Here is a 13,494-nt window from a genome sequence, read left to right as displayed (position 1 = left end):
TGATAATCAAAATTTGGATTGATCTCGCGGTCTTCCATTTTTTTCATCCGGTCAACGATCTCCATCTCCTTGATGAAATAACTCTCATATTTGATTTTTATTTCAGCCTGCTCAATAGTTTCTTTATCATAGGCCGAAAGCAATTCGGCTAAAGGGGCATCAGCAGTTTTCAGATCATTGAAGGTTACCTGGGGACGGCTCAATAAATTGAACAGTTTGGTACTTTGCGCCAGCGGACTTGTACCTAACTCTTCCATCAAGCTATTTACTGTCGATGGATCGATAGACTTGCTTTTGGTATAGGCTACAATATCGTCGGAGTTTTTTATTTTCTGGTTTACTTTTTCCAGACGCTCATCGCTGATCAATCCCAGCTCGTGACCCATAGGGGAGAGCCTGATATCAGCATTATCCTGGCGTAATAATAAGCGGTGCTCGGCCCTTGAAGTAAACATACGGTATGGCTCTTCGGTGCCTTTAGTAACCAGGTCGTCTATTAAAACACCTATATATGATTCTGATCTTTTCAGTATCAGCTCATGTTTGTCATTGATTTTTTGGTGTGCATTGATACCTGCTATGAAGCCTTGTGAAGCTGCTTCTTCATAACCTGTAGTACCATTGATCTGCCCTGCGAAGTACAGGTTGCTGATCTGTTTAGTCTCCAAAGTTAAACCCAATTGCGTAGGTGGGAAGAAATCATACTCGATGGCATAACCTGGTCTGAACATTTTGGCGTTCTCAAATCCGGGTATTTTGGTGAGTGCTTTGTATTGTACATCTTCAGGAAGGGAGGTAGAGAAACCATTTACATAGATCTCTACAGTATTCAATCCTTCGGGTTCAACGAAGATCTGGTGACGGTCGCGCTCTGCAAAACGGTTGATCTTATCTTCAATAGATGGGCAATAACGCGGACCTAAACCTTTAATTCTACCGGTAAACATTGGCGATTTTTCAAAACCTTCCTTCAATGTTTCGTGTACATCTGTATTGGTATAGGTGATCCAGCAGCAGCGTTGTTCTTCTATAAAAGGTACGTCGGTAAAAGAGAATTTGCCTCTTACAGGGTCGCCCCATTGTTCTTCCATTAGGCTATAGTTAAGACTGCGACCATCCACACGGGGTGGGGTACCGGTCTTCATACGGCCTGCTTCAAAGCCTAATTCAACCAATTGCTCGGTTAATCCTGTAGCGGCTTTCTCGCCTGTACGACCTCCGCCAAACTTTTTTTCACCTATATGGATTACTCCGTTTAAGAAAGTACCGTTGGTTAATACCACTGCATCTGCTTCGATTTCGATACCTATAGAGGTACGTACACCTGCGATGGTATTATTTTTTACCAATAGGGAGGTAACAGTGTCCTGCCAAAAATCAACATTAGGAGTTGCTTCTAATGCTAAACGCCACTCTTCGGCAAACCTCATACGGTCGCTTTGGGCTCTTGGGCTCCACATTGCAGGCCCTTTTGATTGGTTAAGCATCCTAAACTGGATAGATGTTTTATCAGTTATAATGCCCGAATATCCACCCAAAGCATCTACCTCGCGCACTATTTGTCCCTTAGCAACACCGCCCATTGCGGGGTTACAACTCATCTGTGCAATGGTGCCCATATTCATGGTTATCAGTAAAACTGACGAACCTAAGTTGGCAGCGGCAGCAGCAGCTTCACAGCCTGCATGCCCGGCACCTACTACTATTACATTATATTTCTTAAACATTTTATCCTCCTTGTTCCACGTTTTGAACTCTTAAATCCGAAGTTTTAGTTCCAAACCTGCTTAATTTTGGCTTATAACTTTATACTTCCGACTTGTTTGTTCCACGTGGAACGTTTATTTAAAGTACTAAGGCGGGTTTTAAGTTTGATTATGCCGACTTAAAATCCTTCTAATTTTTGAGATGTTCTACGTGGAACATCTATATTAAATGTAATTCTGAAGCTTATTGAATTTTAAATTCAATCTATAACTTACTGCTCCAGCTTTATTAATAAACCACAAAATTACCTCAATTAAGCAGATGTTCCACGTGGAACCCTGAATAATGATATTAAAGCTACAAATGCCCAGATGCTCTCTAATACCACAAAAGGGTAGAAGCTTATCATGTATGAAGCATAGCCGCATGTTCCTGCTCCAATGAAATTCATTAAGCTGTAAAGCTTATTCTGTGCTGATAGTTTACCTGTTAAATTCAATAAAAAGGCTATCAAAAGAATGATAACACCTGTTGTTGCTATAATATCTGATGTTTTCATTATCCTTCGTTTAACTCGGTTAATTCCATCCAACGGGTGCTTTTATCGTCCAGTTGATTATTTAAAACTTCAATTTGCTTCAGTATTTCATCCAGTTTTTTAGGGTCGATGCCTACTGTGTCTAACTGTGCAGTTTTATCTTTTATACTTACTTCAATGGTATTTATTTCAGCTTCTATGCCTTCTAATTCTTTGGTTTCTTTAAAGCTTAACTTGCTTTTTTTAGCTGCTGGAGCCTGTGTTTGTACTATAGGAGCAGGCTTTTTAGCTTGTTGTTTGGCTTCTTCCAGTTCGAGCCTGTACGACGAATAGTTGCCATTAAAGATGCGTACATGGCCCTTTTCTTCCATGATGAAAAGCTGGTCGGTAAGTTTATCCAGTAAATACCTGTCGTGCGATACCATCATTAATACACCGCCGTAGTTGGTTAAGAACTCTTCCAATACGTTCAGTGTATCAATATCCAGATCATTTGTAGGCTCATCCAGGATCAGGAAGTTGGGGTTCTTCATCAGGATGCTCATTAGTTGCAGGCGTTTCTTTTCGCCACCGCTCAGTTTTGATATAAAACCATATTGCTTGGCAGGAGGGAAGAGAAACAAGGTTAGCAATGCAGAGGCAGAAATAGTCTTTCCATCGGCCATGGTTATGAACTCTGCAACGTTCTTTACGATATCAATTACGCGCTCATCTTCTTTAAAGGTGATACCTGCCTGGTGAAAATAGCCTATTACAGTAGTTTCGCCTTTTACAATTGTTCCTTTATCAGGCTGTAAAGCGCCGGTAATGATATTTAACAGTGTTGATTTACCACTACCGTTCTTTCCGGCTAAACCTATCCTGTCACCTTTTTTAAATATATAACTAAAGTTATCTATATAAGTATTGCCGTTGAATGACTTGTACAGGTTATCCATCTCCATGATCTTGTTGCCTTGGCGTGCTGTTTTAACGCTTAGTTCAACTTTATCACGGATACCGCCATTCTTGGTTTTTTCTTCCAGGTCGTAATAGGCATCAATACGTGCTTTTGATTTGGTACCACGGGCCTGAGGCTGGCGGCGCATCCATTCCAGTTCTTTCCTTAACAGGTTCGAGTTTTTTTGGAAAGATGCTTCATCTGCTGCTTCACGCTCCGCTTTCTTTTCAAGATAATAACCGTAGCTGCCATTATAAGGCTGAATTTTGCCACGATCAATCTCCAATATCTCGTTACATACATTATCCAGGAAGTACCTGTCGTGTGTAACCATTAGTATGGTTTTGTTTCCTTCGGTCAGTAATTTCTCCAGCCATTCAATGGTATCAATATCCAGGTGGTTGGTAGGCTCATCCAAAATGTAAACTTCAGGATCTTCAATAAGCAGCTTAGCTAAGGCTAAACGTTTCTTTTGCCCACCCGATAGGGTAGTGATATGCTGATTAAGATGATGAATATCTAAACGGCCTAAAATGGTTTTAATCTTGTACTCATATTCCCAGGCATCAACCTCGCTCATCTCTTCCATGATCTTTTCAATGGCCTTGGTATTTTCAGGATCATTCTCCATCAGTTCCTCGTACCTGCGGATCAGTTGCTGCTGCACATCATCGGCATGGAAAATGTAATCACTGATGGTAACCGCGTTTTTGAAGTTGGGATCCTGTTCAAGGTAACCCATATTAAGGTCACGGGCTTGTACCACTTTACCTTCGGTAGGTTTTATAGTACCACCTAATATTTTTAAAAGGGTTGATTTGCCGGCACCGTTAACACCCACAAGTGCAACCTTACGGCCGCGGTTAATACCTATGGTTACATTTTTAAATAACCAGTTGTCATGAAATTGATGGCCAAGGTTCTCGGCAGAAAGATAAGTACTCACGATAGTTGTTTTATTTTATCCGACTCGTATACAAATACACCAGTCGCGTTTTTTATTGATTGTTGATACATGGCCATGGCAACTGTTGCTCCCGGAATGCTTTGATATTTTTTCCAGCTGCCAAAAAGCAGGGGATTGATCAATGTCATTAAACCGTTAAGGAATTTTTCCATTGGTCTGCTTTCCTGCCTGTCGCCGGCTAAGAAGGATGGCCTGTAGATATGTAATGAAGGTAATCCTACCGCTGTTATATCAGCTTCCGTTTCGCCCTTTGTTTTGGTATAAAAATTTGCCCCGTTTATGTTTGCTCCAATCGATGACACCAGGTGATATTGTTCAACTCCGTTTTGCTTAGCCAATTGTGCCAGTAATAACGGATAATCATGATCAATCTTGCGATAGATGCTTAAATCAGGCGTTTTCTTTTTGGTCGATCCTAAACAACAGAACAAGGCATGGCCTGTCAGCTCATTTTTGTATGTTTCGGGCTGATCAAAGTCAATAACAAGCTGTGTTAATTTTTTATGCTGAAGTGGTATTTTTTTTCTGACCAGGATCAATACTTCATCATAATAGGCTTGTTCTAATAAAATTTGCAGGAGGTGACTGCCAATAAGTCCGCTTGAGCCTGCAACGACAGCTTTTTTGGCCATTACTTATTGATTTTCCGCAAAAATACGCATAATTAAATTGTGGAATAAATATTGTGTGTTTAAACATATAATTTAAAACAACATGAAAACAATATTTTATCCCGAAGCAGAACGCGGACATAATGATATAGGCTGGTTAAAAGCAAACTTCTCGTTCAGCTTTGCTTCATATTACAATCCCGAAAAAATGAACTTTGGCGCGCTGCGCGTACTGAATGATGATATCATAGCCGCCGGCCGTGGTTTTGGCAGCCATCCGCACGATAATATGGAAATTATCACTATCCCTTTAAAAGGAGGTTTGGAACATAAAGATAGTATGGGCAATACCGGAGTAATAAATGCGGGAGAGGTGCAGGTGATGTCGGCAGGTACAGGTGTATACCATTCAGAATATAATGCGTCGCATAAAGAGGCTGCAAATACTTTGCAGATCTGGCTTTATCCTAAAGAAAGGAATATACAGCCGCGTTACGATCAGATGAATTTTAAAGACCGTTTTAAATTGAACGAGTTAACCACCTTGATCTCGCCAGAAAAAAATGAAGACACGCTTTGGATCAACCAGGATGCCACCTTTTCGATGGGTGAGTTCGAAGCAGGCCAAACTATCAACTATGATATTAAAACCCAGGGTAACGGTGCTTATATATTTGTACTTGATGGACTGGCTAAAATAAACAACCAGGTTTTAAACAAAAAAGATGTGCTGGGCGTTTATGATACAAGTTCACTTACAATTATAACCGAAGAGCCATCCCGTTTCCTGATCATTGATGTACCGATGTCATAATCAGTATTTAGCCTGAATCTATAAAGTGAATATTATTGAAAGTTCAAAAACAATTGAGCATTGCTTTGTTGTTGTTTACTATTATTTAAGATTCACTGATGGAAGCACAGCAGGAACTAAGCGGATGGCGAAAATGGCTTGAAAGCATAGGCGACTATGTAGTATTCTTCACGCGCTTTTTCCGCAATATATTTACCGGGGGCTTTGAATGGTCGGAGTTTGTGAGGCAATGCTACGAAATAGGTTACCGGTCCATGATGCTGGTGGGTATTACCTCCTTTATCATGGGGATGGTACTTATTTTGCAGCTCAGGCCTTCGCTTATCTCGCTTGGTGCCGAAAGCATGCTGCCTAAAACACTTGCAGTATCACTCATCCGTGAGATAGGGCCGGTGATCACTGCTATCATCTGTGCCGGTAAAATAGCCTCAAGCATAGGTGCCGAGCTGGGCAGTATGAAAGTGACGGAGCAAATTGATGCTATGGAAGTATCAGGCGCCAACCCCGTTCAATACCTGGTGGTAACACGCGTATTGGCTACCAGTTTCATGATCCCGTTATTAGCTATCATAGGTGATGCCATTGGGCTTTTTGGCGGCTTCCTGGCACTCAACCTTACAGATAGTATCAGCTTTTCTCTTTACTTCAACAAATGTATAGCCTCGCTTGATTTTTCGGATTTGTTACCTGCCGTAGCCAAAACCGTGCTTTTTGGTTTTGCGGTTGGTTTTGTGGGATGTTATAAAGGTTACCATTCGGATAAAGGAACAGAGAGCGTTGGGATAGCGGCTAACTCAGCTGTGGTAACTGCTTCCCTGTGGATTTTCATTATTGATGCGATAGCTGTTCAGATAACCAGTTTGTTATTTTATAAATAAGATGAAAAAAGCAGACGACGCTACCGAACCAAAAAAGGAAGCACCTGTCCAAAAACAGGAAGAAGTGGTGATTCATGCTAAAGGCATCAAAAAATCCTTTGGCAGAAAGCAGGTGCTTAAAAATATCAATTTCGACCTGAAGAAGGGGGAGAACATTGTGGTATTAGGTAAATCCGGCCAAGGGAAATCTGTTACCATTCAATGTGTTGTAGGCATGTTACAGCCCGATGGGGGTGAGTTGGAGGTTTTTGGAGAGGATATCACAACGATGAACGATGAGGAGCTGAAAAAGCTAAGAATGAAGATAGGATTCCTTTTTCAGGGAGGGGCACTTTATGATTCCATGACAGTGAGGGACAATCTGGAGTTCCCACTTACAAGGGTGTTGAAACTGAAAGATCAGAAAGAGATTAATAAAAAGGTTGAAGGCGTGTTGGATGCTGTTGGTTTATTAGATGCGATAGATAAAATGCCTTCCGACCTTTCGGGCGGGATGCGGAAACGGGTAGGCCTGGCCCGCACACTGATCGTAAACCCGGAAATTATGTTGTATGATGAGCCTACCACCGGGCTCGACCCTATTACCTCCCGCGAGATCAGTGAACTCATTAATCGCCTGCAACGCAAATATGAAATATCATCTGTCATTATTACCCACGATATGGAGTGCGCCCGTATTACGGCCGACCGGATCCTGGTAATGGATGAGGGTGAATATATAGCCGAGGGCTCATACAAAGAGCTCGAAAAATCGGAGAACCAAATGGTCAGATCATTTTTTAACGAACCCGCATGAAAACCACATCATCTCAAAAAATAAAAATAGGCCTGTTTACCTTTTTAGGGTTGGCAGTGCTGTTGGTAGCTATATTTTTAATAGGCAATCAAAAAAGTCTGTTCAATTCCACCTTTCATGTTTATGGACGGTTTAAGAATGTGAGCGGTCTGCAGGTGGGTAATAACGTGCGATTTGCGGGCATTAACGTTGGAGTGGTACAATCTATCAATATCGTAACCGATAGTTCGGTACGGGTTGACCTTACACTGAATAAGAGCGTTAAAAAGTTTATTAAAAAAGACTCAAAACTAAGTATAGGCAGCGACGGACTGATGGGGGATAAGCTGGTAGTGATTGCACCCGGAGGAATTGTAAGCCACGAAGAGATTGAAGATGGCGGAAAGTTAGGTTCGATAAACCCGGTTGATGTAGACAGGATCATCAATAAACTTACCCGTGTGGCCGATAACGCTGAATCATTAACCGAAAATTTGACAGGCATAGTCGCCAAGATCAACAATGGGCAGGGAAGTATAGGCCGGTTACTTAATAGCGATAAAATGGCCCGCGACCTGGAAGGCACCGTTAAACAGGCCCGGACTACCATAAAAACAGTTCATACCACAACCAACACCCTCAATGAGGACTTAACTGCTGCCCAGCATAACTTTTTGTTAAGGGGCTTCTTCAATAAGAAAAAGAAACGCGAACAGCAAAGGCAGGACAGCATCCGCAAAGTGCAGGAGCAAATTCAAAAGGATAAAGACAAAGCCGCCAAAGAAGCGGAAAAGCAAAAGGAGAAAGCTGCTAAGGATGCTGCGGATAAGCAGAATAGTAATTAATTGATTAAACAAAATTGTCATTTCGACGAACAAGCGCGGGCATCGCGAAGTGGCTGTGAGGAGAAATTTTGCACGATATGCATGATCGCTTTGCATGGCGTACATGATTTCTCTTTCGCCCCGGAGCAATACCTTTCCCCTGCTCTATTGAAACGGAATTTTTGATTTATACTATTGATTATCAATTAATTATATAAATGTGCCACGTGGAACAATTATAAATGGAAAGTTAACCCACCAAATACCCTAAACCCATTCCTGAACGCTCCGTTCATTTGAGTTTTATCAACTTCACCGCCGTTAAGATAAAGTTCGTCAGTACCATTGCCGGTTTGCCAATGCAGATATCCACCTCCTGCCTGTATCCCAATGTGATTTGTTATTGCGTAAATCATTGTCCCATTCATATTTAAGCCATACCCATTAGCATGGTGCCGATAGCTAACCGGGTGCTGAAAAGTAGTGATCAAATTCCAGTTGCCCTGGGCATTATAGCTTACCTGGTTATAGGTGATATCGGTATTAAATTTCAGTTTTTTAATAAGGTTTATTGATGTTATAGCTTTGATAAACAGTCCTTTACATTGGGTTTGGTAGCTGCTGTTTAAACCCGGAAAACGGTTATCGCTATCATATAAATACAAATATTGTCTGTTGTCACTATAACCGGCATAGGGGGAGAGACTGAACCATTCATTTTTTACAAGTTGATAACCTGCTCCCAAAGCCCAGCCTTGTGTATGGCCTTTGCCCGCATCAAAAGTTTCATTATAGGTATTGCCGCTGCGGTTGTCGGTACTGTAATCAGAATCATTTACTGTGCCGGATGTAATGAATTGCCTGGTATAACCTGCATAAACGCTAAATCTTTGATATACAGTCAATTGCATGGAAGCTGCAATGCTTTGGCCGCCAACTTTTGTCCATTTCAGTTCCGAAAAAACATTGGGATTTTGCCCGTTACTGTTACCGGCTATCGACCAGTGAAAATTTTCGCGCTGGTAACCATCGGTAATATCGAACTGCAGTTTGTTTCCGCCAGATTGAGCATGGGAGGTACGAGCGACTAACATCAGCCATAAAAGGCAAAAGCCGGTAAATTTTTTCATTAGTAGGTTTATAAAAGAGAAGCCTGCCCTTATTTAAAAGAGCAGGCTAAATATATCATTTTAAATTATTGGTTTACACCAAAAGCCTCCCAGCCAGATGCTGTTGCGCGGGTGCAAGTCATGGCTTGCGTGCCGTTTTCGCTCGAGATGAATTTACCGTTATTACCCCTGAAGGTAACTTTACCATCGGTGGTAGGTACCCAGTCAAATTTCTCCCAGTCGCCAACGGTAGTACGGTTACAGGTGATGGCTTGCGTGCCGTTTTCACTCGATACATATTTACCCATAGCCTGAAGGGCCACTTTGCCGCCACCAGCATCAACTACAGTAAACTGCTCCCAGGCAGATGCTGTAGGGCGATTGCAGTTCATAGCCTGTGTGCCATTTTCGCTGCTAACATATTGGCTATTAAAGCCTTTTAAGGTAATGGTTTGACCAATTGGAGGCGTTGTGCTGCTACCCGACAGGTCATAAACCCTTACATAATCAACCACCATGTTACAAGGCAGCGCTCCGTCATTAATGGTATTGCCAGGTAAATCGCCGCCGATGGCCAGGTTAAGGATAATAAAGAACGGATTATGGAATGCACCGGTGTTATTGATGTTACCAGCGATATTACCGGTTACGTACAGGGTATTATCTACGTACCAGCGGATAGAGTTGGCATCCCATTCAACAGCATAAGTGTGGAATCCTGTAGGTGTTGTGGTAGTGCTGCCTCCGTATTGCACGTGGCCTCCGTTGTTGTACCAGTGCATGGTGCCCAAAATAGTATTGGAAGTGTTTACCTGCTCCATGATATCAATTTCGCCGCACTGTGGCCAGCCTACCGTACCGATGTTTGCACCCAGCATCCAGAATGCCGGCCAGGTGCCCTGCACCCCCGGAAGTTTGATACTTGCCTCAATACGACCGGATGTTGGCTGATATTTACCTGCCGTAGTTAATTTGGCCGATGTATATGGCTGACCACCAACCGATTCTTTTTTGGCTGTAATGGTTAAAAAACCACCTGATACCGTGGCGTTTGCCGATTGGTAATACTCCTTTTCGTTATTAACGCCGGGATTACCGTTGTCGATATTCCAGTTTGCGGTGTTAACACTGGTGCCGTTAAATTCATCGCTCCAGAGTAGGGTACCAGCCCTTGGTGTGGTGGTTGATCCAGATGTTTCATCAGCTGTTTTAATGGCGGATGAGGGCTTGTTCAGGTCCTTGCTGCAGGATGAAATTAAAAGCATTAATGCAGATGCTGTAGCGGCACTCTTCGCAAAATTTAAAAGTTGTTTCATAATGATGGTATTAGTGAATAATTAATTGGTTTTGTAGGGAATTATTGGTTTACGCCAAACGCTTCCCAGCCCGAGGCGGTAGCGCGGGTACATGTCATGGCTTGTGTACCATTTTCGCTCGAGATAAATTTGCCGTTGTTGCCCCTGATGGTGACTTTGCCATCGGTGGTAGGGATCCAGTCAAATTTTTCCCAATCGCCAAAAGTTGTGCGGTTACAGGTAATAGCTTGTGTGCCGTTTTCTGACGATACATATTTGCCCATGGCTTGTAGTGCTATTTTGCCCGCACCGGCGTCGACCACGGTAAACTGTTCCCATGCCGATGGCGTAGCTCGGTTACAATTCATGGCCTGTGTGCCGTTTTCGCTGCTTACATACTGGTTATTAAAACCTTTAAGTGTGATGGTTGAGCCGATAGGCGCACCGCTTGAGGTTCCGTTTGATTGTGTGCCTGTCCATTTAAAGGTTGCCACAGCTCCCGCGGCTAAGGTATAAGTGAAAGACTCAGCGCCCCATTTTACTTTAAAGCTGGTGCTTGATGAACCATTATTAAGGGCGATAAGCACCTTACTGCCATCAGAATTTTTAAAAGCTACGTTTTGGATACTGCCCGATAGGTTTGAGGAGATACGAACAGCGCCCGGCCGTACAAATTTTGACGCATGGCCGATAATGTAATAGCCTACATTGCGGGTGATAGATGTACCGCTAACAGTGATGCCGCCTAAACAGGTGCTGCAACCACCCGGCGTATGCGGATTATTGTTTGGATCGGAAGCGAGGTTCCACTCTAATACATTACGGCTCCAGTTGCGGGTAGCGCCAATAATAAGTGTATTTACATGCCATGAAAGATCGCCTCCAAAATTGCTTGGCGCGCCAACCCATTGCTCGGTGAAGTAAACGTTTTTGTTAGGATAAGCATTATGGACGTCGGTTAAAGAACTGATATTACCTGCATACAGGTGAAAAGCAGAGCCGTCAACATAGGGGTTAGCCCCGCCATCGGCCAGTACAGTTTCAGGGTAATCAATCCTGTCGGTATTGTGATCGTAAGCAATGATCTTGGTTTGGAAGCCTGCGGTCCTGATCTGCGGACCGAGGTTGTTTTTGATAAAATTGGCCTGCTCGTTAGGCTGCATTACCATACTTGGATTATTGTATGGGTTAAGCGGCTCATTTTGAGGCGTAATGGCATCGATGGTAATACCCTGCGCCTGCATAGCCTGCAGGTATTTTACAAAATAGCGGGCATAGGCATCATAATAACCTGCCGCAGTGTTCAAACTGCCGCCGGTATAGCCATTATTACCGGTAGTATTCACCTTCATCCAGGTAGGGGCCGTCCATGGGGTGGCGATGATTTTAATAGACGGATTTATGGCGATGATCTTTTTCACGATAGGCAGTAGGTCCTGGTTTTCAGCGCTGATGCTGAAATTATTCATGTTAAAATCTCCGGCGGTTTGATTGTAAGTAAAATCGCTGGCACTAAGGTCGGATGCACCAATGCTGATGCGGATATAGCTGATCCCGATTTGCCCATTGGCTGTGCCGAAAAGTTCATTAAGCACATTGGTTTGATTGCTGCCGAGGCCGTTTAGTAAGCCTGCGCTGCCACCGGTTAAGGTAAAACCGAAGCCATCTATCCCCTGGTAGGTTTGATTTTCGTCTACCGTAATGGTGGTTGCATTAGTACCGGCATCGGCAGCGAAATTAAAGCTGGTTTGGGCCTGTAATAGGTTTGATTGATCGGCAGTGGTGAGCCAGACATTCACCACCTCGTTGGCGGCACGGGCTACGGTGCCTTTTGTTTTTTGATCGGGCGCTTCGGGCGTGTTTACATTTTTTTTACACGAGTAAAAAGCAGCGGCAGAAAGCAGGGTGAGGACTGCAAGCCGCATCAATTTGTAATTGATTTTCATTTAGTTATTATTTAGTTGATTGATTTGATATTCAAAAAACATCACATAAACTGCTATACAACAGCTCAATATGTATAACAATATTTAACTGTTGCTTAAGAATATCAAAGTATTATTCAGCGCAAAAGCCCAGGAACAAAACTGTTTTCCATGAAGCAGGGTTATGTGTAGCTTAAAATTGGTTGTAGCAAATCTACAGCAATTTAAACGGATCAATCAAGTAAAATGTTCATAAATAATTGATTTATAGTGTATTATATGAAATTTAATACGCTTGCATCACAGTATTTAAAACAGCAAAAAGTACTTTAAATAACCTGTGCAACGTTTTTGTTGCAATGAAATTTTTTTTGTGATACGCTTACTTCACAATTAATTGTAAAGAAAATAATAGGGTTATATAGCTATGAGTTATAAGTGATTGGGAATACGAAGAGAAGTATTCTATAAAAGAGTATAATTAAATATCACAATGACTTGACGGAGATGAGTCACAAATCATCCGCCCTCCGACAGCCGCACAAGACTTGCGCCCATTGGGTATCGGCCAATGTCATTAAGTTAAGAAAAATCCCCCAGAGGGGGAACAGGTTTGTAGCAACATAATGTATCGAAAATAACCGTGCCAGAGGTACGGAACACCGGAGTTGTGTACCTCTGGCACACTAAGAAAATTCATTCGTTTCATTTCTACAAACCTTTTGCACCTCTGGTGCAATCTGTCAATCCCTTTTGCAATTAATGACATTCCCTTTTGATGCAAGATACTAATTCGTGAAATTCGTTTAAATTGTTATCCGCCTGCTCAGGCATTCGTGCTATTATCAATCACCAACTTACTCCAACCTTTATCCCCTGCATTTTTGATCTCTTTTTTACGCAGCTCCATTACTTTTTTAATGCGTGAACTATAAGCCCAGCAGGTACTTTGACGGATGGAAAGGATTTCGGATAGTTTATGTGACGAGATCTTGCCCTTGGTTGAGTACATCAGGAAGATCATATAAAAAGCTTTGTTGATAGGAATGCGGGTGTTTTGGAGAATGGTATAAGCGATCACCGATTCCTCATAACCACATTTTGAACAACG

The 13,494-nt window shown here is 42.5% G+C and carries 11 protein-coding genes and 1 pseudogene; 4 read left to right on the top strand and 8 right to left on the bottom strand.

Going from position 1 to position 13,494, the window contains the following annotated elements; genetic code table 11:
- From mnmG to VF500_RS03390, 4 genes are all read right to left on the bottom strand, one after another.
- On the bottom strand, window positions 1-1,727 hold a 1,727-nt coding region (mnmG, locus tag VF500_RS03405; protein WP_330858324.1), incomplete at its 3' end, for a tRNA uridine-5-carboxymethylaminomethyl(34) synthesis enzyme MnmG.
- A gap of 293 nt (window positions 1,728-2,020) precedes the next feature.
- Complete coding sequence (locus tag VF500_RS03400; RefSeq protein WP_121232765.1) at window positions 2,021-2,266, bottom strand: CBU_0592 family membrane protein; 246 nt, start codon at window positions 2,264-2,266, stop codon at window positions 2,021-2,023.
- The gene (locus VF500_RS03395; protein ID WP_330858323.1) at window positions 2,266-4,131 is read right to left on the bottom strand and encodes an ABC-F family ATP-binding cassette domain-containing protein; all 1,866 of its coding nucleotides are present in this window, start codon (window positions 4,129-4,131) and stop codon (window positions 2,266-2,268) included. The genes VF500_RS03400 and VF500_RS03395 overlap by 1 nt, the downstream gene beginning before the upstream one ends.
- On the bottom strand, window positions 4,128-4,784 hold the full coding sequence (locus VF500_RS03390) for an oxidoreductase (protein ID WP_330858322.1): 657 nt from the start codon (window positions 4,782-4,784) through the stop codon (window positions 4,128-4,130). Before VF500_RS03390 ends, VF500_RS03395 begins: the two co-directional genes overlap by 4 nt.
- Before the next feature lie 82 nt (window positions 4,785-4,866).
- On the opposite strand from VF500_RS03390, the gene VF500_RS03385 reads away from it, so the two are divergent.
- From VF500_RS03385 to VF500_RS03370, 4 genes are all read left to right on the top strand, one after another.
- The gene (locus VF500_RS03385; protein WP_330858321.1) at window positions 4,867-5,577 is read left to right on the top strand and encodes a pirin family protein; all 711 of its coding nucleotides are present in this window, start codon (window positions 4,867-4,869) and stop codon (window positions 5,575-5,577) included.
- Window positions 5,578-5,675: 98 nt separating this feature from the next.
- Window positions 5,676-6,455, top strand: coding sequence for an ABC transporter permease (locus VF500_RS03380; protein ID WP_330858320.1), 780 nt, complete (start codon window positions 5,676-5,678; stop codon window positions 6,453-6,455).
- 1 nt (window position 6,456) lies between these two features.
- Window positions 6,457-7,251 carry an ABC transporter ATP-binding protein gene (locus VF500_RS03375; RefSeq protein ID WP_330858319.1) on the top strand — a complete coding sequence of 265 codons (795 nt, stop codon included), beginning with the start codon at window positions 6,457-6,459 and terminating at the stop codon, window positions 7,249-7,251.
- Window positions 7,248-8,075 (top strand): MlaD family protein, encoded by an 828-nt coding sequence (locus VF500_RS03370; RefSeq protein WP_330858318.1) that lies wholly within the window; start codon window positions 7,248-7,250, stop codon window positions 8,073-8,075. Before VF500_RS03375 ends, VF500_RS03370 begins: the two co-directional genes overlap by 4 nt.
- 215 nt (window positions 8,076-8,290) lie before the next feature.
- Here VF500_RS03370 and VF500_RS03365 read toward each other — a convergent pair whose 3' ends face one another.
- The 4 genes and pseudogenes from VF500_RS03365 to VF500_RS03350 all read right to left on the bottom strand — a co-directional run.
- Complete coding sequence (locus VF500_RS03365; protein ID WP_330858317.1) at window positions 8,291-9,184, bottom strand: hypothetical protein; 894 nt, start codon at window positions 9,182-9,184, stop codon at window positions 8,291-8,293.
- A 65-nt stretch (window positions 9,185-9,249) separates the two neighbouring features.
- Window positions 9,250-10,479: a family 16 glycosylhydrolase gene (locus VF500_RS03360; RefSeq protein ID WP_330858316.1), complete on the bottom strand. Its 1,230-nt coding sequence runs from the start codon at window positions 10,477-10,479 to the stop codon at window positions 9,250-9,252.
- Window positions 10,480-10,520: 41 nt separating this feature from the next.
- Window positions 10,521-12,404: a glycoside hydrolase family 30 beta sandwich domain-containing protein gene (locus tag VF500_RS03355; protein ID WP_330858315.1), complete on the bottom strand. Its 1,884-nt coding sequence runs from the start codon at window positions 12,402-12,404 to the stop codon at window positions 10,521-10,523.
- 805 nt (window positions 12,405-13,209) lie between these two features.
- Window positions 13,210-13,494, bottom strand: a pseudogene (locus VF500_RS03350) (chromosome partitioning protein ParA); the annotation flags it as partial.

Source organism: Mucilaginibacter sp. (assembly GCF_036383575.1).
Taxonomy (GTDB): Bacteria; Bacteroidota; Bacteroidia; order Sphingobacteriales; family Sphingobacteriaceae; genus Mucilaginibacter.
Note: the sequence above shows the minus strand (reverse complement) of the source record. Positions and strands in the feature narration are given on the sequence as shown.